Below are 24,813 nucleotides of genomic sequence, written 5' to 3'. Positions count from 1 at the left end.
CGCGGGCTTCAGCCTTCGACGCCTCACGGTGTCCCGGTCGGTCTCCCGCCCCATCAGGTCACTGCGGCATGTCCGGGGAGATCTTCGCGGCGTGCATGGTGAGCCGCCCGATCCGCGTTTCGTGGCTGGTCGCCGTCGTGCTGTCGTCAGTGATCGCGTCCGGCCTGGCATCGATCAGGTACCACGTGGTGAGCGGGGCCTCCGAGCCGAGCCGGATCTCCTCGATCTTGACGTGGCTCGGCTCGGCCGGGGCGCAGGACAGGGCCCAGTCCTGCGCCCCGGGGACGTCGGTGAGCACGCAGTCGTCGAGGACGACCGTAAGCTCCTGGCCGGGCAGGCCGAGGTCTCCCTGAGGGCCCAGGCCGGTGACTCCGCCACAGGTGAACCGCTCCCCGCGGACGGTGACGTAGTAGCTGCTAGCGGTGTTCGCAGTGGATTCGTTCATGCCCCCCGCCTGCCCCGCACGCTCCCTCCCAGACATGGTGGTCGGGGCACGACGGGGTCGCCGGAGGGACGCCCGGCGTTCAGGGCATGGGCATCCTTGCTTGGCGGCGTAGTTCTGCCTGGCCGAAGAGGAGCGCGTAGCCGCCGGGGAGCCGACGCAGGATGCGGGCGAGGAGGTCGGGTCCGGCGAGGCGGGCGACGACGGTGAGTACGGCGCCGACGTTCCAGCGGGCGGTTGCCGGGGTGCTGCCGGTGCGGGCGGCCAGGTCCTTGACGAAGCCCCAGCCGGTCAGCTGCTGCGAGTCGGGGATCTGCGCGGTCAAGGCCGACGCGGCCTCGACGGGCAGGCAGTGTGCGAGGTCGACGCGTTCGTCGCCGGTTACCTGCCGGCCGAGCGCGGCGAGGACTGTCCGGATGACCTCCTCGGCGCGTTCGCGGGTGGGGTAGACGCCTTCGTAGCGGACGCGTTCCAGCATCTGGTCGAACGTCATGACCGCCTGGTGCGGATTCGCTCGAAGCTGGTCGTGCATGGCTGCGGATGCCTTTCTCGTCAAGATCCGTGTCGTGGACGGGGGGCGTCGGTCAGGTGGGCCGGGGGTGGCCGAAGAGGAGGTCGTAGCCGGGCGGGAGCTGGAGCAGGACCTCGCGTGTCAGGTCGTCGCCGGTGGCGGCCGCGGCGGCGGACAGGACCGCGCCGATGTCCCACAGGGCCGTCTTCTCGGTGGCGCCGGTACTCGCCGTTTTCCTGGACGTGGTTCAGGAATGCCTCCGGGCGCATCGGCATCACGTCACCTCCGAGGAGGATTGAAGCGAAGGGCGTGGAGGGCGCGGAGGACGGGTGCCGGAGGGGTGGTGGCATCCGCCCTCCGCGGCTGGTGCCGGGCTGTTCAGCCGGAGATCTGCTGGTGTCCGTCGGCGCGGCCGATGCTGATCTTGCGGGGCTTGGCACGCTCGGCGATGGGGATCCGCAGGGTCAGGACACCCGCGTCGTAGTCGGCTTCGATGCGCTCGGTGTCGAGGGTGTCGGCCAGCATCACCTGGCGGGAGAACACGCCGAGGGGCCGCTCGGAAAGCTCCATCTGGACGGCGTCCGAGTTGTCCGCCGGCCGGCGCTCGGCCCTGACGGTCAGCATGTTCCGCTCGACGTCGATGTCGATCGCCTCCGTGCTCACTCCGGGGAGGTCGAAGGCGATCACGTACGCGTCGCCCTGGCGGTAGGCGTCCATCGGCATGACGGACGGCTTCGACCAGGTACCCGAGCTGCCGGACAGCTGCTGGACGATCCGGTCCATCTCGCGGAACGGGTCAGTGCGCATCAACATCGCGAAACACCTCCAGTTGGTTCAGGCAGAAACTGCCAATGCGCTTCAACGTGCTCCCGTTGTAACATGTCATCCAAACGATGACAAGCAAGGAGTCACTGGAAGGGTGACGGCCAAAATGTCACCGTGAGAGTGACATGGAAACGGAGAGTGCCATGGCAGAAGCCACCCCACCCCCGCGGATCGACTTCCTCGCTGCCGCGGCAGCCCTGGAAACCATCAGCCGAGCCGTACGTGACGCCCGGCAGCCAGCCGGCCGACCGGAGACGGCCACAACAGCGCCCGGTCCGGACGGGGGGCCGCACCCGGCTCTGGCCGCGCTGGTGACGCTGCGCGAGGTCCGGGAGGAGCTCGCCACCTGGGAGAGCCGGCTGGTCGAGACCGCTCGCGACGCCGGTGCGAGCTGGGCCGACCTGGCCGGGCCTCTGGGAGTGGCCAGTCGCCAGGCCGCCGAGCGCCGCTACCTGCGCCTACGCCCCGGCACGGCCGGAAGCACGGGTGACGAGCGCGTCGAGGCCACTCGTGCCACCCGCGCGGCCGACCGCACCGTGAGCGCGTGGGCCCGCGACAACGCGGCCGACCTGCGGCGCCTCGCCGGCCAGGTCACCTCCCTCACCGGCCTCCCGGCCGGCGCCGAACGCACGGTCGGGGACCTGAACGCGGCACTGGGCGAAAGCGACGTCGCACGCCTCGTAGGTCCCCTGGCCGACAGCCGCGAACACTTGCGGCCCGAGGACTCCGAGCTCGCCGACCGCATCGACGCCCTGACCCGGCACACCGACCAGCTCCGCCGTGACACCCACGACCGGCGCAACACCTGACGTCCACCCCTGATCAGCACCAGGGCCACGGGTATCGGGGACCAGGCCCGTCGATCCAAGGAGTGATCACCATGACCGAGCGCTCTCCCCTCGAGGCCGACGGCACCGGCACCGGCACCGGCACCGGCACCGGCATCACGGTGGAGATCCTGGACCGCGCGGTCACCCTCCACCCCGTCGGTGAAATCGACATCGACACCGCATCCGCACTGCGGATCGCGCTCAGCAGAGCCCTCACCCACGCCTCACCGGCCCGGCCCGTCGTGGTCGACTGCAGCCGCCTCACCTTCTGCGACTCGAGTGGACTCAACGCACTTCTCACCGCGCGACTCACAGCACAGAAGGTGAGCGCCGTCATCCACCTGGCAGATCCCAACGATCAGCTGACGCGCCTCCTGGAGATGACCGGCACCCTGTCCCTCTTCCCCATCGGCCCGCACCCGCCCACCAACGGCCTATCCCCCACGCACACCCGGACGGCCGGCCCCAGTAGCGGGTGGACGTGCCGCGCACCGGCCGGGCCCTGTCATACCCCGCCCCCACACCGGCCGCACCCGCCCGCTCCACCACCACTACCACCACCACCCGACCGTGACCGGTGACGAAGAGACCGGCCTTCGGGCCCCGCGGCATCGACCCGGACGCCGCGCGCTCGGTCAGCGACATCGCCGAACTCCTCGACGTCGTCTACGAGAACACCCGCCAATCAGCACCCGCGGCACCGGTCTCCACCACGCAGCTGCGCCTGATGTTCCTCCTCGACCGCCGACCCGGCATCCGCATGAGCGCCCTGGCCCAGCTCCTCGGCGCCGCCGCTCCCTCCGTAACCCGGCTCTGCGACCGGCTGGAGGCCACCGGATTCCTACGCCGCCACCCCGGCCCCGGCGACGGCCGCGAGCTCACCCCCCGGCTCACCCCCGCCGGGGAACGACACCTCGCCCAGATACGGGAAAAGCGCCAGCAGACACTCGCCCAAGCCCTCGACACCATGAGCGCCGATACCCGCCAAGCACTCGCCACCGGACTCGCAGCACTCCAGCTCGGCATCACCGCGACCACACGCTCCCCCCAGCAGGACGACCCCACCGCCTGAGCACCCGTCCCCGCGACCTGCCCCACCGTCCCGGCCACATAGCCCGCCCGGCCTTCCGCCGCCCCGTCTCGGCGAGGTCGACTACAAGGTGAGCGCCACCTCGACGCTGCCGACGACGGTGAAGAGCTGATCCGCCGAGGTGAGCTCCAAGAGCCGGGCCATCTGTGGGTTGAGGGGGCCTGCCAGAACCATGGGACGGCCGGTGCGCCACAGGCGGATCAACTCGTTGAGCATGGAGGAGTCAGCGAACGTGATCCCGCTGACGTCCAGCACGATCGTGCGCACCGGATCGGCGAGGGCACCCGCGACCGCCTGACGAAGAGGTTCGAGGGTGTCCTGGTCGAACTCGCCCGAGCAGGTGATCACGCGGACACCATCGATGTCCGGTCGGACCCTCACACACGGTTCCAAGGGGGGGCCTCCTCTTACCGGCTTGTCGGGGAGGCCGAGGAATACGGCCCATCACGCAGACAGGCTTGATCTTCGTCATCGAGACGACCGAACGACTCGTCTGCATACCGAGGGGCCCCGATGCCTGTGGCACCAGGGCCCCGAAGGAACTGACTACACCATCGTCCGGCCCTGATACCGCGCCGGCGATCCGCGCCCGCGACCCCCTCTGGGACCACTTGGTTCGTCTCTGCCAAGCCCTCGGTCTCTCTGGGCTACGAGAGAAACCATAGCCAGACGGCAGGTCAATGTCTACTCCGGCCAGCATAGATTTCCCTGCGCGCCTCAATGAGGAATCCGAGTGCCCGGCAAGGAGGAAATCGATGGCAGCAGGGTTGGCCGGTAGCAAGAGGGCCATCCACCCGACTCGAGCCATCAGGCTTTTCCTGCGTGCAGACCTCGGCCGAGAGCTCAGGCAGATGCACGGTCACCGGCTCGGGCCCGCCCCGCGGCGGCCCGGTTCACATGTGCCGAGGAGTGCCGGATGCGCCTCCACCCGGCCGTCGGCGCGGCCCTCCGCGACCGCTCTTGAGGGCTGTAGATCTCACGTCGGAAGCAGCGCACGGCCGGCTGTGGCGCCGCCCCACCCGTGCGGCAAGAGCCTGGCCGGCATGATCACAGGAGGCGTCCGGCCGGGTCCCCGTCGGGGTCGTCGGCCAGCCCTATGGTGACCTTCACCCGCTTGCCCACGGGCTCGCGCCGTACCTCGAAACTTCGGCACACCGCCATCGCGATCTCCAGGCCGTGCTGCCCGACCCGGCCCGGATCAGCCGAGCTCACCGCGGGCAGCCGCGCCGCGGTGTCCCACACGCTGATCTCCACGACGCCGGCACCCACCTCCAGCTCCAGCAGACACGGCCCGGGCGCGTACTTGTAGGCATTGGTCACCAACTCGCTGACCACCAGCTCCACCATGCCCATCGCACGGTCCGACACCGGAAGCCCGTGAACGGCCTGCACATCGGCCATGAAACCGCGGGCAGCACGCCTGGCCCCAGCGATCGGCTCACTGCCGTCCAAGGCCACAGCCGACGCGATCCGACGGCCGAACAGCAACTCACACTCGTCTTGGGGCACCACCACACCGGCCATACGCACCCCCATCTTGAGCGAGCCACCCGGTGGCTTCCACCCGAATACCCCGGAACAGCAGCCCTACACGCGAACACAGAACGAAGATCCGAGCGCCCGGATGACGCGGACCGCCGAGCGGGCCACCGTCCCGTACCCGACTCCCCGGTCACGACAGCGCGGAACAGCCGCACCCGTGGACCGCAGGCGGATGCTGATGAGGTGTGGCACCGCAGCCGGGGTATACGTCCTGCATGAATGAGACAAACAGCTGGAAACCCGGTGAAATAGTTCCCCAGAGTGGCATCTACGCCTGTGACTGCGGCAAGGAGCACCTCTGGAGCAAGAGCACCGACGTCCGCGGGCACCGGTTCCCCCCGCTGCCCTACGACTGCCACGGGCAGGCGTGGACGCTGCGCACCCAGGCCCATCCCGACGCGGATTGACGACTGTCGTGCGCCTGCGGACGAGCGACCCCCGCGCACCAGGGTGGCGCCGCGTGCGCCACGGCCGCGGTTTCCGCTACCTGGACACGGCCGGGAATCCCCTGTCCCCGACGGACCGGGAACGGGTCCGTGCCCTTGTGATCCCGCCGGCCTGGCAGGACGTGTGGATCTGCCCCTGGCCGAACGGCCACATCCAGGCCTTGGGCACGGACGACGCCGGGCGACGCCAATACCTGTACCACCCCGCGTTCCGGGAACAGCAGGAGGCCGCGAAACACGAGCACGTCCAGGACGTGGCCCGCTCGCTGCCACGCCTGCGGAAGCAGGTCGCGCGGGACCTCGGCGGCCGCGGCCTGACCCGCGTCCGTGTGCTCGCCTGCGTCACCCGCCTCCTCGACCTGGGATTCCTCCGCATCGGTGGGGAGCGCTACGCCCGCGACCACGGCAGCTTCGGACTCACCACGCTCCTTCGGGAACACGCCACCTGCGGGAAGGGCGAGATCAGGCTGCACTTCCCCGCGAAGTCGGGCAAGGAGGTCACCCGCGCGATGGTGGACGCGCCGGCCCGCGCAGTGGTCCGGGCACTCCTGCGGCGCAAGGACGCGAGCCCGAAGCTGTTCGCCTACTGGGAGCACGGGACCTGGCACGAGGTCCACGCCGAGGACCTCAACGCCTACCTGCGGGAGTGCTCGGGGCAGGACGTGACGGCGAAGGACTTCAGGACCTGGTACGCCACCGTGCTGGCGGCGGTCGCCCTGGCCGTCTCCGAAAGCACCGCCGACAAGTCCAGCGCCCGCCGGGGCAGGGTCGTGGCCCGCGCGGTGCGCGAAGTCAGCGACTACCTCGGCAACACACCCGCCGTGTGCCGGGCCTCGTACATCCATCCCCGCCTCTTCGAACTCTACGAGGACGGCCGGACCATCGCGGAGTCCCTCGGAAACCTGGGCAAGGACGGCACCTTCGGCCGACCCGCCACTCACGGTGCCGTCGAGCGCGCGGTTCTGCGACTGCTGCAGTCCGACGCGGCCTAGCCGGGCTCTCCTTGGGGCCGGCCGTCCGTCCGATCAGGATCCGAGCGCCCGGTGCAGTCCGAGCCGGTCGGTGCCCAGTTTCGTGAAGACCGCGGACAACAGCTCGGTCACCGCTTGGGCGTTGGTGTGCATCGCCGCGGCGATCGCCCTGTTGTCCATCCCCTCCGCGGCGTGGCGGGCAACCGTGAGCTCGGCGACGGTCAAGGTGTCCTGCTCGGAGGTGTGCAGTCGGCGAGGCCGCAGACCTGTCGAGGCCAGCTGGGTCCTGGCCCGGCTCACGAGGCCGTCGGCTCCGCAGTCCGCGGCCAACTCCATTCCCCGATAAGTCTGTTGTGCCGCCTGGTGCGGGTCGCCGATGGCGTGCAGGGCCGTGCCGTGGTCGATGAGCGCGTGCGCGAGTTCGTAGGCGGCCGGAGACTGTTCGAGGTGCTCCACCGCCTCCTGCAGCAGGCCCGCCGCCTGGGACGGGTCCGTGGCCGCGGCCGCGACGCGCAGGGCGTGTCCGATCACGCTGGACGTCCCGAACGCGCGGGCCCGTGCGACCGCTTCGGCCGCCGTGGCCCGTGCCTGTTCGGGCGCGTGCGTTGCCTGCGCGAGCGCCAGGTCCAGCTGCCAGGGGCTCCACGAGGGATTGCGCGTTCCGCGCAGATCCAGGCGCCGGCCGGCCGCGGTGAGGTGGTGCTCCGCCTCCTCGATCCTGCCCTGAGCCAGGAGCAGTTTGCCCCACACGGCCTGCGGATCGGGGTAGACCACGGCCTGGGGGAAGCCCTCCGCCAGCTTGTAGGCCTTGGCGATGCGCTGGGCCTCGGCGGTGTTCCCCCGGGCGAGCAGGGTCTCGATGAGGGTACCGATCGCGTACCACTGCGCCGGGATCCCGGTGCCGACGCGGTCGGCGATCTGCAGGCCGTTGCGTACGAAGTCCTCGGCCTCGGCGAGCTGCCCGCGCCGGTAGCGGACGTAGCCGAGCAGGGTGTAGACGAACGACAGGTGCGCGCCGCGCCAGCCCTTCCCCTCGAACTCGACGATCGCGGTGTTGAAGAGGTCCTCGGCCCGGCCGGGCTGGTCGCAGTACATGAGCGTGACCGCGAGGACGGCGGGCACCTCGAAGCCGAAGTCCTGGTCGGTCCAGCTCATGCCCCCGTCGAGCGCCTGTTCCGCGTACTCCAGGGCGGTGGAGGCGGACTCGCCGCGCATCGCCGCGTCCCAGGCCCGCAGACCGAGGATGTGCCGCTCGGGCAGACCCCGGCCGGTGAGCCGCTTGGCGAACTGGGCGAGGAGCCGGGAGCGGGCGGGCGAGTTCTCCTCGTCGAACCGGACGGCGTTCCATTTGAACTGCTCGGCCTGCATGCGCAGCCGCGTACGGGAGCTCGTGGCGCGCCGGGCCTCGTCCGCGAGGAGCCCTGCCGCCAGACCCAGCTGACCCGTGTGGCCGAGCGCCTGGGCGAGCCGGTACGTGATCGCCTCGCGCAGGGCCTGGTCGGTCTTGGGCTCCTCCAGCGCGGCCCTGAGCTGGTTGATCGTCGTCGCGGGGTCGTGCAGGAGGTTGGCGGATCCGAGTTCGAACAGGACCTCGGCGCGGTCCTCCACCTCCGGGGGCTCGCGCAGGGCACGTGCCAGGTAGCGGCGCGCGGCATCGGGAGCGCCCGCGGAGAAGCTCTCGCGCGCGGCCTGGCGCAGCTGCTGTACGACCCACGGATCGCCCTCGGGGTGCATCTCCAGCAGGTGGCGGGCGGCGGCCGCGGAACCCTGGCCGTCGTCGATCACGGCCTGGGCTGCCATCCCGTGCATGGCCACGCGCACACCGGGCGGAATCGAGCGGTACACGGCGGTGGCGATGAGCGGGTGGAAGAACTCCACGACTTCCTTGCGCCGTACGCTCGTGAGGACGGTCAGGATGCGTGCGGCCCGCAGCCGGTCGATGGCCTCGGCGGCCTGCGCCTCACCGAGGGCGGCCACCCCACCGACGATGCCGAGGGGGACCGCGGTGCCGAGCACGGCGGCGGCCCACGCGAGCCGGACGGTGGACGGGCCGAGCTGTTCGAGCCGGTCGATCAGTCCGCTGCCCTTGACCGCGGAAGCCAGGTCGCGCAGTTGGGGGATGTTGCCCTGGTACGGCTTCAACCCCCGGTCGCGGCCCTTCATGACCAGCTCGACCACCTCGAAGGGGTTTCCGCCGGTGATCGCCCAGCATTCGCGGCAGAACACGTTGTCCGCGTTCTCACCGAGGGCGTCGCGCACGATGCGCGCGACGGCGCTCGTGGTCAGGGGAGCCAGTTCGTGCGGGCGCGTCCCCTGGCGTCCCATGAGGGCGCGCAGCGCCCCGGCGTCGGCGGGGATCTCGTCGGGGCGGCAGGCCACCATCATCAGCATGGCCAGTTCCTCGGCGCGCGCCGCGAAGGAGGTGAGCCAGCTCAGGGACTCCGCGTCCGCCCAGTGCGCGTCGTCGACGATCAGCACGACGGGGGCGTTGCGCACCGCTAAATGCGTGACCACCCAGTCGAGTCCGTCGCGCACGCCCTGCGGGTCGGGACCCGTCGGACCCTTCGGGGCGGCGGTCAGCCCGAGCGCGGGGGCGATGATGCCGTACCAGTTGCCGAGCGCGTCGCGCCGTTCGTCCTCGCTCATGGCGGCGAGGGCCGGCTGGATGAGCTGGCGCATCACGTGGAACGGGACCTGCCGCTCCTGCTCGCCGCCGCGTGCGAAAAGCACGGTGCAGGAGCGGTCGGCGGCGTGGCGGCGGGCCTCGTTCAGCAGGGTGGTCTTGCCTATGCCGGCCGATCCGGCGAAGGTCAGGACGCTCCCGCTGCGGACGGCCGAGCCGTTGCCCGAACCATTGCCCGAGATGCCGCAGAGCACGTCCACCGCGCGTTGGATCGCGAGGACTTCCGCCTCCCGCTCCAGCAGGGGCTGAGTGTTCCAGCTTCTCGGTTCCGTGACCTGCGACATCCTTTGCCCCCTCCAGCACGTGCGGCAGAGTGTACGGGCCGGAGGAGGAGTTGATGCTGTTTCAGCACACTATTGCGGTATCTCATCACTCGTATGAGAAGAGTGCTGTACCTTCCGCGCCACAGGAATCATCGGCAGTTCGCTGGGCTGCGGGATCCCTGCGGGAAGTTCGCGCACGGTGCTGCCCGGGGCGGGCTCCAGGTGCCATCGCGAAGCGACGGTCGCCACCGCGGTCAGGATCTCCGCCACGGCGAAGGAATCGCCGATGCACTTGTGCTGGCCGGCCCCGAACGGGACGTAACTGTGGGTACGGGAGCGCTCCTTCGCCCCCTTCTGCCAGCGGTCCGGGTCGAAGACGCCGGGGTCGGGGAAGAGCCCGGGGTCCCGGTGCAACGCGTACGGACTGTAGGCCAGTTCCGCGCCGGCCGGGATCGAGATTCCGCCGAGGGTAAGGGGTACCAGGGCCCTGCGGGTGAAGAGCAGGGGGGAATGCAGGCGCAGGGCTTCCTGGAAGACGTCGTGCGTGTAGGTGAGCGCGGGTATGTCTTCGGGCCGCACGGGCCGGGACCCCACCACCGAGTCGACTTCGGCGTGGACGCGCGCCTCCACCTCGGGGTTCCGGCCGATCTCGTGGAAGATCCAGGACAGGGTGGTCGCAGAGGTCTCGGTGCCGGCGAGCATGATGGCGATGACCTCGTCCCGCACCTGCTCGGCATCCATCGTCGAGCCCGTCTCGGAGTCCACGCTCGCCAGCAGCAGGGAGAGAAGGTCGTGGCGGTCGCCCCGCGCGGCCGACTCCTCGGCGCGGTACTGCTGGATCACCTCGTCGATGGTCCGGCGCAGCCGGGCGGCCGCGCCGTCGAACCGCCGGTTGTACGGAATGGGCAGCCGGTCCAGCGACTTGGGCATGACCGCCCGCACGAGCATGCCCTCCAGGACGATGGGCAGCGAGCGGTGCACCTCCTCGACGGCGGGCCGGCTCAGGTCTCCCGAGAAGATCATCTCGGCGACCGAAGCCATCGCGTACCCGCGCGCCTCCGTGACCATGGAGATCTCACGGCCGGCCGTCCACGACGCGGACATCACCTCCGCCTGCCGGCACATCGCCTCGGCGTACTCGGCGATGTGGTTGCGGTGGAAGGCGGGTTGCATCATCCGGCGCTGCTTGCGATGGAAGTCGCCGTCGGTGGTCACGATCCCGTTGCCGAACACCGGGCGGAGCCTGTCGAAGATCCTTCCCCGGCCGAACTGCTGTGCCTGCTGGACCAGTACGGAGTGGACGTGCTCCGGGCTCGTCAGCACGTGGACGGGCCAGGTGCCAATGTCGAGCCGTACGATGTCGCCGTGTTCCCGGAGCGACTCCAGGAACGCGATCGGCCGGCGCCACAGTTGCAGCGCGTGGCCCAGGAGCGGTAACCGCCCTGGGGCGACCGGGGCATGGACCTCGGGACCGGAATGCGCTTCAGTTGCCATGAACTGACTTTCCGTCACGCCGCGGAGACAAGATCCGGGCGGGTGTACGCAGACTCCAGTCCGGCCGCGAACCGTTCGTCGCTGTACCGCGTGCACTCGTAACGCTGCCACAGATCGGCGCCGATCATCCAGTCCTCGTAACTGCGCACGCAGCGGGTGACCGCGTCGACCAGCGACGGTTCCGTCCCGGGGAGCGCGTTGACGGCCTGAATCAGACGTGCTTCCTCGGTCAGATACTGCTCGATGCGCTCCTGAATGCGTCCCTCGACCGCCTGGACGGCGTCGGCGAGGGAGCACCTCTCCCAGAAGGAGATGAGGGAGACGAGGTTGTTGGTGTCCCCACAGGCGTGCTCCTTCGGCAGGGAGAACACGTCGTTGCCCCAGGAGATGACGTCGAGCACGCTCGCGACGAGAGCCTGGAACTCGGGGAGGTCGTGGACGTTCTGCGGGAGGTCGATCCCGAGCCCGGCCTCCACCATGTCCATCATCGGAAGGATCTGGGAGCTGTGGCGGCGCATGAGGACGTACTCCTGGACCCCCGGTCCCGTCGCGGCGGCGCGGTTGCCCGCCTCCTGGTCCAAGGAGTGGAGCATGAGGGGGACATGGGCGCGGTACCGGGCCGCGGTCCCCTCGGACATGCCGGCCAGGATCCGGTCGCACAGGTCGACGAATCCCGTCACCAACGGATTTCGGCCCGCTGCCGACCTCTCCATCCGCCCCGTTCGCAGATAGCCGGTGATCGCATCGGTGACGGGCCGCCAGGCCGCGACCTCTCCCGCTCTGATGAGGTGGTCGTGCTGGTCGTCCAGGACGAACGACCAGGCCATCCACTCGGCGAGCAGGAGGACCCGCTCGTAGGGGACGTCACCGCTCACCCGGCCGGCCAGGTGGCCCACGCCGATGCCCGAGAACTGCTCGGCCGCGGCGGTCACGAGCTCGTGCTCCAGCACCCACGAGGTCGCCTCGGCGTTCGCCCGGGCGGCGCCGGGATGCTTGGCGTTTCCGAACGGAAGGTGGAAATCGGGGACGGAAAATGAACTGAGCTGGGTCATTGATCCCCCACGGAAGAATCTGATTCGTCAATACCCGCTCACTACACGACCACGCTGTACACCCGCGACCCAAACACCCCTCTACTACGACATCGCCACGGCCACGCCAGGTGGCGGGGCGGAATGAACCGGTCACGGAGTGGCCTGATCCAGCCTACCTGCGACCACATCAGGCCACCTGTGAACTCATTTACCCTCAAGACGCAGCACGCTGTCAACGTTGGGCGAGTGAACTCGGGTAATCCATCCCGGAATTGCCGAAATCGCAATTCTTTTTGAGTATGCAATTGGCATAGTCGATTGCGTTCGGGGCGCCTGGGGCCAGAGGCGCCGCAGAGAAGGCGACCGGGGCCGGCCGGGTGGCCGAAGAGCGCCGTTGGAGCGCGGGCCCCCGCCTACACTGCGCAGGGCAGCGGCCGTTGGGGGAAGGGCGGAAGCATGACCGAGCATCATCCGCCGGGCCCTGGAGGGCCTGAAGCGCAGGTGGATGCCGGCGGGCCGGGAGACGACCAGGATGCCGACGTCCTCGGATCCCATCTGGAGTTCCTGCGCACGCGGTTGGGAGGGGAGCGGTTCGAGGCACTCGTCCGAGCCGTCCAGACCACTTGCACGCTCCTGGCCGAGGAACAGCAGGTCCTCCTGGGAGGGCCGCAAGAGGGCTCGCTCACCCCCGACCTCCGGGGAGAGTACCTGTCCCTCATGGCAGTGATGATCACTGGACACCTCGACCACCACTTGGTCGAGTTCAGGACCTTCGACGGCGACAAGGGCTGGGCGGTCGTGGAGAACGCCCGCACCCCCCACCGACACCCCGGCGCACCCCCGGCCGCTCGCGACGCGGCACGACACGCGTGGATCGACGGCCGCCCCGACCGCATCGCCCGTGCGACCGACTCCCCAACTCCCTGACGGGACCGCCGGAAACCGGGCCGGACGGACCCGGTGTCCGAAGGGCGCCACACCACCGGTACAGTCCCCTTTCGATCTTGAAGATTCGGGGTGCGGGGGCGCTGCATGGCAGGTCGGAACGGGTACGGATGGCAGCCGGACGGCTCGTCACCAGCAGGGTGGGGCGACGCCGGAGCCTACGTGACGACCTCGACGAACCAGCCACCGAGGCGCCGGCGTCACGGTTGTGCGACGGCGCTGCTGGCGCCGTTCGTCGCCGCTGCCCGCTTCCAGCGGCCGGGACGGCAGGACCGCCTGACCGACCCGGCCATCTCCGGAGCGCAGGTGGCCCGTACCTGCATCGGCCTGGGGGCGACGGTCTGGCTGTTCTTCGCGTACACCTTGCGCCGGGAGGCGGGGGGCGTGATCAACGACAAGCTCGTCGAGATGCTGATCGCCGCCGCCGTGCTGATGGCCGTGGGGCCGCTCGTGGTCGGTGCCTTCGTGTGCTCGGCACGGCCGCCGCTGCGCAGCCGGTACCGCCGGCGGCTGCCCGGCCCGCTGACCGCGTTCGGTGTCCTCTTCGGTGCGGCGGCACTGCTGGTCTTCTCCTTCCGGGGCAGCCTGAACGGACCGTTCATCGCGGGAGGCGGTGTCGCAGGCTCCCTCCTGAGCCTGCTCACCGGAATGGCTTCACTGTTCCTGCTCCCGTTCGTCCTGGCGTCGTCCGTGCTGTCGGTGCACCATTCCTTCCGGACCGCCGATGTCCACGAAGTGCTGCCGCCCCTCCTGTCCCCGGTCGTCGTCACGGTGATGTCGGCCCTCCAGGCCCTCGACGGGCCGCCGGTCAACGCCCCGCAGAGCGTTTGGCTCCTCTTCCTGGCGGGCGCACCCCTGTCGGTGACCGCACTGTCCTTCTGGGAGCTGAGTCGGTTGCGCACCCGGTACGGGATCACCCTGCGCGGCGCCCTGGGCCGGTAAGGGCAGCCGTCCGCACCGGCTCCGCGGCGTCCGCGCGACGTCGGCCCCTGCGACAGGTGCGACGGGTACGACGGGTGCGAAACCTGCGTGCGATTCCAGGAGCCGGGATGGGTGAGGTCGTCGGAGATGCCTGTCGGGCATGTCCGGACCTGTGACCGGTACGTCGCACAGCATTCGGCCGCCGTTCAGGGAAGGACCCCCTCTCGGAGGGTGGCGGTTCGTTGCGGGCCGCGAGCCTCGTGCCTCTTCGCACCGCAACGACCCCAGGGATGTACCCCGTGACCGCATCGCGCGCCCCCCGCCGGCGCCACCGTCTCGCCCTCGTCCTCGCCGCCGTGCCGGCGCTCGCCGCGGGCACGCTCGTCGCCGCCCCGGCGCAGGCCGCGCCGGCCGACGACATCCGCATCAACGAGGTGGTGACCACCGGGGACGTCTCCGACTCGATCGAGCTGTACAACAAGGGCACTTCGGCGGTCGACCTGTCCGGCTGGATCCTGAAGGACGAGAGCAACAGCTCCACGTACAAGATCTCCTCGGGGACCACCCTGGCCCCCGGCGGGTTCCGGGCCTTCGACGTGCACGGCTCCTTCGGCCTGGGCTCAGGGGACAAGGCCCGCCTCTACCTGGCGGACGGCAGCACCCTGGTCGACAGCTTCACCTGGAGCGACCATTCCGACCCCTCGTGGTCCCGCTGCGCCGACGGCACCGGCGCGTTCAAGAAGGCCGCGCTGACCCTGGGCGCGGCCAACGCCTGCGGCTCCGGCGGCGGGGGGGGCGGCACGACGCCCGTCGCCTGGCCCGGCGGCAGTTCGGTGTCCACCGCCGACGGAACCAACGTCTTCGGCCAGGACCTCAGCGGCCTGTACCAGGAGGGCGGGGTGCTGTGGGCCGCCCAGAACTCCGGCAAGCTGTGGCGGCTGCTGCCCAACGGCTCCGGCTGGACCCCCGACACCGCCAACGGCTGGTCCTCCGGCAAGTCCCTGCGCTTCCCCGGCGGCGGCTCCGCCAGCCCCGACTCCGAGGGCGTCACCGTGACCGGCAGTGGCGCCGCGGGCGGCGTCTTCGTCGCCAGCGAACGGAGCAGCGGTTCGTCCGGCACCAGCCGGCTCTCCGTCCTGCGCTACGACGTGAGCGGCAGCTCCACCACGCTGACCGCCGCCAAGGAGTGGAACCTCACCGCCGACCTGCCGGCGACCGGCTCCAACGAGGGTCTGGAGGCGGTCACCTGGGTGCCCGACAGCTCCCTGACCGCCGTCGGCTTCAAGGACGCCTCGACCGGCGCCGCTTACGATCCGGCCCGCTACGCGGCCCACACCGGCGGGGTGTTCTTCGTCGGCGTCGAGGGCAGCGGCACGGTCTACGGCTACGTCCTGCTGGACTCCGGCGCCTTCACCAAGGTGGCCACCGTCTCCAGCGGCATGTCCGGCGTCATGGAACTCCAGTGGGAACCGCAGGCCGCCCGCCTGTGGGCGGTCTGCGACGACACCTGCACGGGCCAGCACCGCACCCTGAAGGTCGACGCCGGCGGAGCCTTCGCCACCGCCGCCGTCTACAACCGGCCCGGCGGGATGTCCGACCTCAACAACGAGGGCTTCGCGGTGGCCGGCGCCGACCAGTGCGTGGGCGGCACCAAGCCGGTCACCTGGTCCGACGACGGCAACACCGGCAGCCACGCCCTCCGCAGGGGCACCCTCACCTGCTGACCGGCCCGGGGTCTGGTCGCAGCCGTGCTCGGCGGCAAGGCACACCGCGAGGAGTTCGCGAGCCGGTTCTGGTGGGGCCGACTGCCTGAGGAGCGGGCCGCCGTGATCGCCGCGGGCTGCCGCCCCCGCGGCGATCGCGGCGGCCTTCAGAGGCCCGGGGGGACCCGGCACTCGAAGAGGTAGGTGCCCCGGGATCCGCCGGCCTCCAGGAGGGTGCCGTCGGGGGACCAGGCGCAGCCGGCGAGCCCTCCGTCGACACGCATCACGGCCGCCGGGCGGCCGGTTGCCGCGTCCCACACGTGCAGGCAGCCGTCGGCGCCCGCCGATGCCACCCAGCAGCCGTCGGGAGAGAAGGCCACGGCGCCCGCGGGGGCCGTGTGGCCGGTGAAGGAACCCGCCGCGCGGCCGTGTTCGCGATCCCAGACCCGTACGGGCAGGTCGTCCCCGGCGGAGGCCAGGAGCCGGCCGTCGGGTGACGCGGCGACGGCCCGGACGGCGCCGCGGTGCCCGCGCAGCCTGTGCACCACCCGGCCGGTCCCGACGTCCCACACGCGCACCGCTCGGTCGCGGCCCCCGTACGCGAGCCAGTGCCCGTCGGGGGTGGCCGCCAGTGCGTACAGGGCGCGCCGCGTGCCCGTCAGGTGGGCGCGGACCTCGTCCGTACCGCGGTCCCAGACGCGTAGGAGGCCGTCGCCGCCCACCCATGCCGCCCATCGGTCGTCGGGGGCCACCGCCACGGCGTCCACCGGCCGGGGATCGACGCGGACCGAGTCCCGCACATGCCGCAGTACGCGCGCGAGCCGGTCCACGAGCGGCATCGGCCCTTGGTGGTCGGTCGGCCGCGCCCGGAAGACGCGCAGGGCGGTGCCGGCGGCGGCATCCCAGGTCCGCGCCGACCCGTCCTTGCAGGCGGTGACGATCCAGGAGCCGTCCGGGGCGACCGCCAGGTCTCGCAGCGGCCCGGTGTGCCGTACGAGCACCCGCTCGGTGCCCGTGGCGACCTCGGTGGTCCGTACGGTGTGCTCCGCGCGGATCGCGGCGGTCCAGGTGCCGTCCGGGGAGAACACCGCGGAGTGGACCTCCCCGCCCGCGGTGTCGCCCGCGGTGCGGGCCGCCCGCACCTGGGCACGGAGTTCGGTGGTGTCCCACAGCAGCACGCGCCCGTTGCCCGCGCACGCCAGCCGGGTTCCGTCCGCCGAGACGACCAGGGCGTGGACCCCGCCGCCGGTTCCGGGCAGAGCGGCGCACAGCCGTCCGGTGAGCACGTCGTGGACGCGCACGATGCCCTCTACGCCGGCCGAAGCGATCCAGGTGCCGTCCGGCGCGACGGCGAGGACGGTGAGCCAACCGGCCGCCCCGGTGAGGGTGGCGCGCAGTCGTCCCGTTCCCGTGTCCCGGACCAGGACGGTGCCGCCGTCGCCGGCCGAGGCGAGCCACGAGCCGTCGGGGGCGCCGGCGAGCGCGTTGACCCGTCCGACTTGCCCTTCGAAGACCCGTGGCGTCGAACCGGCGCCCAGACCGCGGATCCGTACCTTGCCGTCCTCGCCCCCGTCGCCCAGCCCGCTGCCGTCCGGTGTGGTCCACAGCGTCCGCAGCCCGTCGTGGTCGAGGGTGATCGTGGCCCGGGCGTTCGGGGCGTCGACGTCGACGAGCGTCACCCGGTCGCCTCCGCCGGCGGCGACCCAGCGTCCGTCCTGGGACGCCGCCAGCGCCGTCACCCCCCGTGCTGTGGTCACGGTGCTCGTCCGCGACCAGGTGGCCGTGTCCCAGAAGGTCAACGCCGCGTGGGGAGCCCCCGAGACGATCCTGTCGCCGTTCGCCGCGACGGCGAGGCTGCTCGCGCCGCCACCGGGAGGTTTCATCCGGGCCAGCTCCCGGCCGTCCGCGAGGGCGCAGACCACGATCTCGCCGGAGGACGTGGCCGCGATCCAGCCTCCCGCCGGGTCGACGGCCAGCCCGCCTCCCCACTTGTCTCCGAGCGGCAGCGACCACAGCGGCGGTGTGGTGACGACCTCCCAGACGTACGAGCGGTCGCCGGCCGTGTCCCAAAGGACGACCGCACCACCACGGTCGGCGGAGGCCAGCCAGGATCCGTCGGGCGCCACGGCCAACGAGGTGACGGGGTGCCGGTGTCCGGTCAGGCCGGCGAGCAGTTTGCCGTCGGCCGCCCGCCACACCCGTACGCCGAGGTCGTCGCCGGCGGAGGCCAGCCAGTCGCCCGCGGGACCGATCGCCACGGCGTTGACCCCGCCCAAGTGGCCGGTGAGGGTGCGCAGCGCGCCCGGCGTGTCGAGGGACCAGAGGCGGACCGTCCAGTCCGAACTCGCCGTCGCGGCCCACGTACCGTCGGGGGCCACCGCGAGGTCGTTGATCACCTTGGTGTGGCCCTGGAGCTTGGCCGACTGCCGGCGCCGCCGTCGGTCCCAGACGTACACGTTCCCCTCGCGCCGCACGGGTTGGTGCCTCTTGCGTCGTGGCAAGCTCACGTTCGCCGCTTCCACCAGGACCGTTCCGCCGGCGACCGGAACGGCAGCCCGCGGGGCACGGGCGCCCTCCGGGCGCAACCTCACCTTGCGGGTGCCGGGGGTCCACAGCCGGACCCCGTCCAGCACGGCGATCACGACGACGTCGTCCTCGTCGAAGGCGAGCCCGTGAACGTCCAGGAGGAAGTTCGTACGGTCGAGCACGGTGTCGGAGACGAGGTCGTGGAGGACCACGGTGTGTCCGTCCGAGGCGGCCAGCAGGGTCCCGCCCTTGTTGACGGCCAGGGCCTGGACCTGTTGGCCCCATCCGCGCAGGCACCGGCGTTCGGCTCCGGTGGCGCTGTCCCAGACGCGTACGGTGCCGTCCGCCCCCGCGGTCGCCAGCCAGGATCCGTCGGGGGCCACCACCACGGCGCGGACGGCGCCGGTGTGCCCGGTGAGGACCCTGCGCAGGGCGGGGTCGGGGGTGTCCGGGAGCGCCCTGGCCGGGACGAGGCGCATCCGGTCCCGGTCCCCCGTGAAGGCCCGGCACGCGGCGGCCCAGTCGGGCAGCCGTCCGAGCCGGGCGAGCAGGACGTCCACGACCGCGCGGGCCGGCTCGGTGGGCCCGAGCAGGTGGGCGGAGCGCGCCAGTTCCGCCTGGAGGCTCTCCGCGGCGGTTCCGGTGCCCGCGGCGGCCAGGTCAGTGAGCACGGCGGCCGGACCGTGCCCGGCGAGCCTGGCCGTCACCCATCGCAGGTCGGTCACCAGCCGGCCGGCCTCGGCGGTGCGCCCGGCCTGGATCAAGTGCTCCACGAGATGGCCGGCGAGATAGCCGGCCGGGTCCAGGTGCCACCAGTGCGGGGTCCGGCCGCCACCGGGGCCGGGTAGGCCGGCGGCGACCGCGCCCAAGAAGGAGGCGTTCAGGGCCCGCAGGCGGGCCGGGCCGCATTGACCGCGCAGGTAGGCGCGGACGGCGGCATGCAGGGACACCGCTCCGCCGCCGGCCGGGGACAGGGAGACCAACGAGAGCCGGGCGAGCCGCCCGCACAGATCACGGGCCGCGGTCTCGTCCGCGCCCGACGTGGCGGCCCACAGTCGATGGACCAGGGCGACGGGCACGGGCACCGCCTCCGCGAAGAGGCCGAGTTCCACGAGGCGGTCGCGACCGCCCGCGGGGAGCAGGTCGGTGGCCGCCTCGATCGTCGTGGAGACGGCGCGCCGGCGCTGGACCGGGTCCGCCGTGTCAGCGGGCGCGGGCGGGGCGCCCACGGGGTCCACCGCTCCGGGGCCGTCGCTGCGCAGCCGCGCCAGCAGGTCGGTTGCGGCGTCCCGTACGTCGCGACCGGTGGCGACCTGGGCGTCCAGGACCCGGTTCATCAGGCGGAGCACCAGGGCCCAGCGGGCGGCGGCGTCCAACAGGTCCTGGGTCAACGCACCCGGGAGGTGAGGCAGTTGCCAGGTCAGCAGGGAGACCGCGTCCCTCGACGCCAGGCTTCCCACGGGCAGGTCGACGGCCCCGGGGAACGCGGTGGCGGGCATGCGGCTGGTCACCAGACAGGCAGCCTCCCTGCCCAGGGGCCCGAAGGGGGCCAACTGTTCCTCGGCCCAGACGTCGTCGACGACGAGCAGGGTGCGGCGGCGGCCGCCCAGGATCCGCGCCAGGTGCCGGCCGGCCAGGTCCGGGTCCTCGAAGCCCGGCCGGGCCCCGGTGATCAGCTCGGCGAGTTCGTTGACCTGCGCGGCGATCGCCGCGCGCCCTCGCAGGTCCGGGCCCATGACGATGGTGTACACGCCGCCGCGGAAGCGGCGTCGCACCCGCCGGTCCGCGCATACCAGCGCGGCCAGGGTCGTCTTCCCGCAGCCGCCGGCCCCGTGGAGCACCGCGACGGGACCGCGGGCCGGCCGCCGCCCACCGGGTCGGGCAGTCCGCCCGGACGCCGCGAGTGCGCGGACCGCGCGGTCCACGAGCGGACCCCGGCGCACCACCCGGCAGCGCGGCGGGTAAGGGCAGGACCCCGACGGGATCGACGTCGGCCCGCCGCTGCCTCAGGAAGTCCACGAGCAAGAGCACCATGGCGAGGAACGTCAACAGGACCGCGGCGCGGAACGGATGACGGTGAATCAGCTCCAGGGGTCCCCACCACCGGCCCTCCTGGGAGGAGACCACGTTGACGGCGAGCCCTCCGAGGTTCGTCGTCACGGCGATGAGCAGAGCCCTCAGGAGGAGGCTCCCGAACCCCGGATACCGCTGTCGCATGAGCCCTCCGCCCCGTCCCCGGCCGATGCACGTCGCCCACTCTGCTACGTGGCATCCGCCGCCGCCACCGGTTCCGCCCAGGGGGAGGAAACGGGGCGGGGCGGGGCTACTCCCGACCACCCATCGGGGTCAGCACCAAGTCGGCACGGGAGTCTGCAACTTGCTCGAAATCGGGTGCAAATCTGCGATTCCAGAGCCCTTAACTCGCCACTTGACCTCTTAGGCATAGCCTGACCAGCACACCGACAAAATGACGAGACTTTGCAACACCCCTGACCGGCATCGCGGCCGCGTCCGGTCCGAACAGACGAACTCGGCGCAACCCCTGTTGTCGTCCGCAATCCGCTGCCACACTTCACAGGGCGGAGCGTGGCAACACCCATACCACAGGGAGGATCATTGACCATCGCCGACGGCTCGGAAGGCTCGAAACCCCATGACATCGCAGGCCTGGATTCATGGGCCTCCCATCGACTCCACGAAAGCGAGTACGACGCGCTGCGCCACCTCGCCGAGAAAGCCGGGACGGATCCTTATCGAAACCTACCGGCGTTCACACAAGACGCACTGGAGGGGTGGAATGCACTGACACCCCGGACACGGGCTCGGGTGGGCAGCCTGGCCGATGGGTCCAGCACACGGCCGGAGTTATACATCACCAACCTGCCCCGCAACGAGACACTGGAGCCCACTCCGTCCACCTATCATGCAGGAAGGACGACCGCCGGAACCCTCAGCGAATACTTGATGATGGTGTTGTCGGTCGGACTCGGCTACCCGATATCCTATGCGGATCAACGCGATGGGAACATCTTCCACGACGTGTTCCCCACGCGCCGGAACACCAAGGCACTGTCCAGCCAGAGCTCGACGGTGACACTCGGGTTCCACACGGAGATGTTCTTTCATCCGGTGGCCCCGGATTTTCTCATCCTCCACTGCCTGCGAGCGGATCCGGATCGACGCGCTGTGACCAGTATCGCGTCGCTCGCCGATATTGAAGCCGGCCTCGATGCGGCTGCCCGAGAAGTACTGCGACAGCCCGACTTCGCCGTGGAACTGGCCGGCCTGCACGGTTCCTACACGTACGAAGGCCGCAAGATAGGCCGAGAAGACCCCAGGCCCGAGATCTCCGTTGTCAACACGATGGAGCAGTTCGAGCGGTTCCGTTTCGAGCCGGCGTTGATGACGCCACTCACCGTCGAGGCCTCTCGGGTTCTGCACAGCACGGAGGCATCGGCCGATGACGTCGCCGCCCACGGGAGACTGGAATCCGACACTCTCCTGCTCATCGACAACAGGCGTGCCGCGCACTCACGATCGTCGTTCACGGCGAGATTCGACGGTACCGACCGCTGGCTGCGGCGCATGATGCTGAGGCAGGGACCGAAGCCGCGCTCGGGCTTCATCGACCAGCCGGACCTCGAATTGGCCCACGCTTGGGGCGTACTAGGCACCAAGGTCAATCCAGTTGTTCCCTGCGAGGAAGTCCCGGCCCGAGGCAAGGAGTTCGAATGAGTTCGATCAGATCCCATGCCCTTGCAGCGGAGCACTGCGATGCGGGCGTGCTGCTCGACCATGTTCGACGGTCGCTCGCCGTCCGCCACTTCGCCCTGGTATCCGGCTTCACCGTCGAAGTCGGTTCATTCATCGAATTCATCTCAGAGCTCGGGAAACCTCTGACCTACTATGGGGGAACCGAGGGATCGCACCCTGAACATGCAGCCATTCATCGCGTTCGCTACGATCCGGAAGCGTCGAGCCGCGGCGAACTGCACGCCGTCGACGGCCCGCTGGATCTTCACTCGGCCCAGTCCCTCCGTGATCCGCGGCCCCGGTATTTCTGCATGCTCATGGTCGATTCCGGTTGGCAGGACCAGCCTTTCGGAAACAACGGCGAATCGGTCCTGGTCTCTTGGTCCGATGCCCTCGATCTCCTCCAGGCACGGGATCCTGAAGCATACGAGCGTACGCGTGCCACGCTGCTCTCAGACGTGCCGTTCCCGGACGGCACGGCGCGGCCGGTCGCGTATGGCCTGGAGCAGACGCGAACGGAGAACGACCTCGGCGTGCGCCTTAAGTACGATCTGCTCGAAAACTTGCGCGCCATCGATGCCGGATCACCTGAGGCCGAATCGGTTGCGTCGCTGTGTGACGCGGCGCGTGATGCGTCCCGGTGCTTTCAGCTGCAGTCTCGCGATCTCGTAGTCATCGATAACGACAGGTTCGGCCACGGCCGCATGCCGGTCTCCGGCCGGCGGACCACCACGCGAGGCGAGGTGTTCCACAACCCACGCGAATTGTGGAGCGTCACCCTTGCGTAACTGAGCGCCTCAGAGGCGATGTTGGTCCGGCCCTTCTGGCGGAAGACGCCGATCACAAGATTGCGCAGGAAAGCCATCGTGCGGGGCAGGATGCCGGTTGGGGAAGATCCCTACCAGGAAGCCGGTGTCCAGTCCATCGGTCGGGTCCCAACCAGTCAGGGAACCGGCGGCACTGACGCGGTCGAGCATCACGGCGCCCACGGGCAGCGCTCACGCCTGATGCCAACACCTCAACTGTGCGGCGACGGTGCGGCTCTGCGCAGGGCCGATGAGCGAGTTCATGCTCCGGAAGCAGCAAACCGACGGAACCTCAGGTCGCACGTCGCTATAACTGAGCCATGATCTATCACGTGGTCACGCTCGATGACTGGCTTGCCGCCCCCGATCGCGCGTACTCGCCCGCATCCCTCCCAAGCGACGGCTTCGTTCACTGCTCCCCCGACGAGGACACCACCCTCGCCGTCGCCACCGCCTTCTATCGGGCGACCCCAGGACCACTCATGGCCTTGCTCATTGACGAGCAGAAGCTCGACGTGCTGGTGAGGTGGGAAGCCGCAGATCCCGCACCGCCTCCGGGAGTGGCACCCGACACGCTGTTTCCCCACGTGTTCGGACGCATCAACCGTGAAGCGGTCGATGGAGTGATGGAGATCGCGCGAAACGAAGAGGGCGACGCGACGGGGCTGGCGGTCTGGTGAACCCCGGTGCCGATCCGGCCCACGCGTCGACCCGACGCCGACGGGAGCAACGCCGGGCCCCGTCTGGGTATCGTCACCGGCTGGCACCATGGGCGACCGAATCCCGGGGCACGGCCGCCAGGACGAACGCATGCCCTGCCGGATCGCTGAACCGCCGCAGCGTCGTGCGGTCGTCCAGCCGGCTGCCGTTCTCCTCCGCGGACAACGGGCGTGCGCCGAGTGACACCGCCTCCCGCTCCGCTTCGTCGAGGTCCTCGGCCGCCACCAGGATGCGCAGATGGGCCGGCTCGGAGTCCTCCGGAGCCGGCCAGCTCGGCGGCAGGTGGTTCGGATCTCGCCGGACCCCGAGAACCACGCCTGAGCCACCGGTGACAAGGATCAGTTCCCCGTCCCCTGCCGCCGGACCAGCGGCCGCTCCGAGCAGTTCGGCGTAGAACCGGGCGAGGGGTTCGGGCTCGGCGCAATCCAGGACGAGAACGCTGGTCTTGAGTACCGTCATGACCTGCGTGTGCCCTGAGTACTCACCCGTACGCGCCGCGCACCGCCCATGTCCGCAGGCGAGTTGCCGCCGAGCCTCGCGTTCAGCCCCGTACGGTCGCACGCACGTTCTCGACGCTGCCGCAGTCGGTGGCGAGCTGCCGCTCCCGCTCCTTGAGGAACGCCGCCCCGAGCTCGGCGCGCCGCTCGTCCGGGACGTTCTCCTGGCGTCGTTGAGGCTCCCTGGCGTCGTTGAGTTCGTTTGCGCGCCACCCGGCGGGGCAGCCGCGCCGACAGACACGATGAGCCCCCGGACGAAGGCAGAAGATGTCAACCAATGCGCTGATAGCCGTCATCGTCGTGGCGGTGATCGTCATGCTCGCGCTCACGACACTGGTGTGGGCGCTGGGCCGACGACGCCACCTGCGTGAGCGGTTCGGGCCGGAGTACGAACGCACCGTAGAGGAACAGGGCGACAAGCGGGCCGCCGAGCGAGAGCTGCGCGACCGTGAGCAGCGGCACGGCCGGCTCGCCATCAAGGAGCTCTCCCCCGACCGCCGTCAGCAGTACGCGGACGAGTGGACCGAAATGCAGCAGCGGTTCGTGGACCGGCCCGAGGAATCCGTGGCCGGGGCCGACGAGCTGGTCACCCGGGTGATGGGTGAGCGCGGCTATCCCACCGAGCGGTACGAGGACCAAGTGCGCGATCTCTCCGTGGAGCACGGCCGCACGCTGGAGGAGTACCGGGCCGCGCACGCGGCGAGGGTGCGCAGCGATGCGGGACAAGCGACGACAGAGGAGCTGCGCGGGGCGATGGTCCATTACCGCTCCGTGTTCGAGGAGCTGCTCGCCGACCAGAGGAGCCGATGAC

General features: G+C 70.6%; 22 protein-coding genes and 1 pseudogene. 12 read left to right on the top strand and 11 right to left on the bottom strand.

Going from position 1 to position 24,813, the window contains the following annotated elements; translation table 11 throughout:
• Positions 1 to 58 precede the first annotated feature (58 nt).
• The 4 genes and pseudogenes from OG730_RS37570 to OG730_RS37555 all read right to left on the bottom strand — a co-directional run bounded on the left by OG730_RS37570 (position 59) and on the right by OG730_RS37555 (position 1,766).
• Positions 59 to 445, bottom strand: a complete 387-nt coding sequence (locus OG730_RS37570) for a hypothetical protein (RefSeq protein WP_327308468.1) — start codon at positions 443 to 445, stop codon at positions 59 to 61.
• 79 nt (positions 446 to 524) lie between these two features.
• Positions 525 to 974: a DUF2267 domain-containing protein gene (locus tag OG730_RS37565; RefSeq protein ID WP_327308467.1), complete on the bottom strand. Its 450-nt coding sequence runs from the start codon at positions 972 to 974 to the stop codon at positions 525 to 527.
• Positions 975 to 1,026: 52 nt separating this feature from the next.
• A pseudogene (locus OG730_RS37560) lies at positions 1,027 to 1,173 on the bottom strand (DUF2267 domain-containing protein); the annotation flags it as partial.
• 158 nt (positions 1,174 to 1,331) lie between these two features.
• Positions 1,332 to 1,766 carry an Hsp20/alpha crystallin family protein gene (locus OG730_RS37555; protein WP_327308466.1) on the bottom strand — a complete coding sequence of 145 codons (435 nt, stop codon included), beginning with the start codon at positions 1,764 to 1,766 and terminating at the stop codon, positions 1,332 to 1,334.
• 155 nt (positions 1,767 to 1,921) lie between these two features.
• Between OG730_RS37555 and OG730_RS37550 the strand changes: the two genes are divergently transcribed.
• The 3 genes from OG730_RS37550 to OG730_RS37540 all read left to right on the top strand — a co-directional run bounded on the left by OG730_RS37550 (position 1,922) and on the right by OG730_RS37540 (position 3,680).
• Complete coding sequence (locus OG730_RS37550; protein WP_327308465.1) at positions 1,922 to 2,587, top strand: HSP18 transcriptional regulator; 666 nt, start codon at positions 1,922 to 1,924, stop codon at positions 2,585 to 2,587.
• Between the two features lie 71 nt (positions 2,588 to 2,658).
• Positions 2,659 to 3,189 (top strand): STAS domain-containing protein, encoded by a 531-nt coding sequence (locus OG730_RS37545; RefSeq protein WP_327308464.1) that lies wholly within the window; start codon positions 2,659 to 2,661, stop codon positions 3,187 to 3,189.
• A complete protein-coding gene (locus OG730_RS37540; protein WP_327308463.1) occupies positions 3,186 to 3,680 on the top strand; it encodes a MarR family winged helix-turn-helix transcriptional regulator in 495 nt (164 codons plus the stop codon). The genes OG730_RS37545 and OG730_RS37540 overlap by 4 nt, the downstream gene beginning before the upstream one ends.
• 81 nt (positions 3,681 to 3,761) lie before the next feature.
• Here the strand turns inward: OG730_RS37540 and OG730_RS37535 are convergent, their stop codons facing one another.
• Entirely contained in the window at positions 3,762 to 4,079 is a 318-nt protein-coding gene (locus OG730_RS37535) for an STAS domain-containing protein (RefSeq protein WP_327308462.1), read from the bottom strand.
• A gap of 666 nt (positions 4,080 to 4,745) precedes the next feature.
• Positions 4,746 to 5,222 (bottom strand): ATP-binding protein, encoded by a 477-nt coding sequence (locus OG730_RS37530; RefSeq protein WP_327308460.1) that lies wholly within the window; start codon positions 5,220 to 5,222, stop codon positions 4,746 to 4,748.
• A 233-nt stretch (positions 5,223 to 5,455) separates the two neighbouring features.
• Between OG730_RS37530 and OG730_RS37525 the strand changes: the two genes are divergently transcribed.
• Positions 5,456 to 5,647 (top strand): hypothetical protein, encoded by a 192-nt coding sequence (locus OG730_RS37525; RefSeq protein ID WP_327308459.1) that lies wholly within the window; start codon positions 5,456 to 5,458, stop codon positions 5,645 to 5,647.
• Positions 5,648 to 5,655: 8 nt separating this feature from the next.
• Entirely contained in the window at positions 5,656 to 6,678 is a 1,023-nt protein-coding gene (locus tag OG730_RS37520; protein WP_327308458.1) for a DNA topoisomerase IB, read from the top strand.
• A 33-nt stretch (positions 6,679 to 6,711) separates the two neighbouring features.
• Here OG730_RS37520 and OG730_RS37515 read toward each other — a convergent pair whose 3' ends face one another.
• From OG730_RS37515 to OG730_RS37505, 3 genes are all read right to left on the bottom strand, one after another.
• Complete coding sequence (locus tag OG730_RS37515; protein WP_327308457.1) at positions 6,712 to 9,624, bottom strand: ATP-binding protein; 2,913 nt, start codon at positions 9,622 to 9,624, stop codon at positions 6,712 to 6,714.
• A 69-nt stretch (positions 9,625 to 9,693) separates the two neighbouring features.
• The gene (locus tag OG730_RS37510; protein WP_327308456.1) at positions 9,694 to 11,097 is read right to left on the bottom strand and encodes a cytochrome P450; all 1,404 of its coding nucleotides are present in this window, start codon (positions 11,095 to 11,097) and stop codon (positions 9,694 to 9,696) included.
• A gap of 14 nt (positions 11,098 to 11,111) precedes the next feature.
• On the bottom strand, positions 11,112 to 12,149 hold the full coding sequence (locus OG730_RS37505) for a terpene synthase family protein (protein WP_327308455.1): 1,038 nt from the start codon (positions 12,147 to 12,149) through the stop codon (positions 11,112 to 11,114).
• A 438-nt stretch (positions 12,150 to 12,587) separates the two neighbouring features.
• On the opposite strand from OG730_RS37505, the gene OG730_RS37500 reads away from it, so the two are divergent.
• The 3 genes from OG730_RS37500 to OG730_RS37490 all read left to right on the top strand — a co-directional run bounded on the left by OG730_RS37500 (position 12,588) and on the right by OG730_RS37490 (position 15,721).
• Entirely contained in the window at positions 12,588 to 13,058 is a 471-nt protein-coding gene (locus OG730_RS37500) for a hypothetical protein (RefSeq protein WP_327308454.1), read from the top strand.
• 180 nt (positions 13,059 to 13,238) lie between these two features.
• On the top strand, positions 13,239 to 14,018 hold the full coding sequence (locus OG730_RS37495; protein WP_327308453.1) for a hypothetical protein: 780 nt from the start codon (positions 13,239 to 13,241) through the stop codon (positions 14,016 to 14,018).
• A gap of 278 nt (positions 14,019 to 14,296) precedes the next feature.
• Entirely contained in the window at positions 14,297 to 15,721 is a 1,425-nt protein-coding gene (locus tag OG730_RS37490; protein WP_327308452.1) for a lamin tail domain-containing protein, read from the top strand.
• A gap of 146 nt (positions 15,722 to 15,867) precedes the next feature.
• Here the strand turns inward: OG730_RS37490 and OG730_RS37485 are convergent, their stop codons facing one another.
• Complete coding sequence (locus OG730_RS37485; protein ID WP_327308451.1) at positions 15,868 to 20,067, bottom strand: NB-ARC domain-containing protein; 4,200 nt, start codon at positions 20,065 to 20,067, stop codon at positions 15,868 to 15,870.
• A gap of 775 nt (positions 20,068 to 20,842) precedes the next feature.
• Between OG730_RS37485 and OG730_RS37480 the strand changes: the two genes are divergently transcribed.
• From OG730_RS37480 to OG730_RS37470, 3 genes are all read left to right on the top strand, one after another.
• On the top strand, positions 20,843 to 21,961 hold the full coding sequence (locus OG730_RS37480) for a TauD/TfdA family dioxygenase (RefSeq protein ID WP_327308450.1): 1,119 nt from the start codon (positions 20,843 to 20,845) through the stop codon (positions 21,959 to 21,961).
• A complete protein-coding gene (locus OG730_RS37475; protein WP_327308449.1) occupies positions 21,958 to 22,767 on the top strand; it encodes a TauD/TfdA family dioxygenase in 810 nt (269 codons plus the stop codon). The genes OG730_RS37480 and OG730_RS37475 overlap by 4 nt, the downstream gene beginning before the upstream one ends.
• 338 nt (positions 22,768 to 23,105) lie before the next feature.
• Entirely contained in the window at positions 23,106 to 23,465 is a 360-nt protein-coding gene (locus OG730_RS37470; RefSeq protein ID WP_327308448.1) for a DUF952 domain-containing protein, read from the top strand.
• Between the two features lie 73 nt (positions 23,466 to 23,538).
• Here OG730_RS37470 and OG730_RS37465 read toward each other — a convergent pair whose 3' ends face one another.
• Positions 23,539 to 23,964, bottom strand: coding sequence for a VOC family protein (locus OG730_RS37465; RefSeq protein WP_327308447.1), 426 nt, complete (start codon positions 23,962 to 23,964; stop codon positions 23,539 to 23,541).
• Between the two features lie 305 nt (positions 23,965 to 24,269).
• Here OG730_RS37465 and OG730_RS37455 point away from each other — a divergent pair, with 305 nt between their 5' ends.
• Positions 24,270 to 24,812 (top strand): hypothetical protein, encoded by a 543-nt coding sequence (locus OG730_RS37455; RefSeq protein WP_327308446.1) that lies wholly within the window; start codon positions 24,270 to 24,272, stop codon positions 24,810 to 24,812.
• Position 24,813: the final 1 nt, after the last annotated feature.

It is taken from the genome of Streptomyces sp. NBC_01298, from assembly GCF_035978755.1.
In the GTDB taxonomy this organism is placed as follows: Bacteria; Actinomycetota; Actinomycetes; order Streptomycetales; family Streptomycetaceae; genus Streptomyces.
Note: the sequence above shows the minus strand (reverse complement) of the source record. Positions and strands in the feature narration are given on the sequence as shown.

Excerpts from the sequence above, each read along its gene's own strand:
- OG730_RS37565 (WP_327308467.1), bottom strand. The coding sequence starts at position 974 with ATGCACGACCAGCTTCGAGCGAATCCGCACCAGGCGGTCATGACGTTC.
- OG730_RS37455 (WP_327308446.1), top strand. The coding sequence starts at position 24,270 with ATGTCAACCAATGCGCTGATAGCCGTCATCGTCGTGGCGGTGATCGTC.
- OG730_RS37545 (WP_327308464.1), top strand. The coding sequence starts at position 2,659 with ATGACCGAGCGCTCTCCCCTCGAGGCCGACGGCACCGGCACCGGCACC.
- OG730_RS37550 (WP_327308465.1), top strand. The coding sequence starts at position 1,922 with ATGGCAGAAGCCACCCCACCCCCGCGGATCGACTTCCTCGCTGCCGCG.
- OG730_RS37475 (WP_327308449.1), top strand. The coding sequence starts at position 21,958 with ATGAGTTCGATCAGATCCCATGCCCTTGCAGCGGAGCACTGCGATGCG.
- OG730_RS37500 (WP_327308454.1), top strand. The coding sequence starts at position 12,588 with ATGACCGAGCATCATCCGCCGGGCCCTGGAGGGCCTGAAGCGCAGGTG.
- OG730_RS37530 (WP_327308460.1), bottom strand. The coding sequence starts at position 5,222 with ATGGCCGGTGTGGTGGTGCCCCAAGACGAGTGTGAGTTGCTGTTCGGC.
- OG730_RS37525 (WP_327308459.1), top strand. The coding sequence starts at position 5,456 with ATGAATGAGACAAACAGCTGGAAACCCGGTGAAATAGTTCCCCAGAGT.
- OG730_RS37555 (WP_327308466.1), bottom strand. The coding sequence starts at position 1,766 with ATGTTGATGCGCACTGACCCGTTCCGCGAGATGGACCGGATCGTCCAG.
- OG730_RS37470 (WP_327308448.1), top strand. The coding sequence starts at position 23,106 with ATGATCTATCACGTGGTCACGCTCGATGACTGGCTTGCCGCCCCCGAT.
- OG730_RS37505 (WP_327308455.1), bottom strand. The coding sequence starts at position 12,149 with ATGACCCAGCTCAGTTCATTTTCCGTCCCCGATTTCCACCTTCCGTTC.
- OG730_RS37510 (WP_327308456.1), bottom strand. The coding sequence starts at position 11,097 with ATGGCAACTGAAGCGCATTCCGGTCCCGAGGTCCATGCCCCGGTCGCC.
- OG730_RS37465 (WP_327308447.1), bottom strand. The coding sequence starts at position 23,964 with ATGACGGTACTCAAGACCAGCGTTCTCGTCCTGGATTGCGCCGAGCCC.
- OG730_RS37515 (WP_327308457.1), bottom strand. The coding sequence starts at position 9,624 with ATGTCGCAGGTCACGGAACCGAGAAGCTGGAACACTCAGCCCCTGCTG.
- OG730_RS37570 (WP_327308468.1), bottom strand. The coding sequence starts at position 445 with ATGAACGAATCCACTGCGAACACCGCTAGCAGCTACTACGTCACCGTC.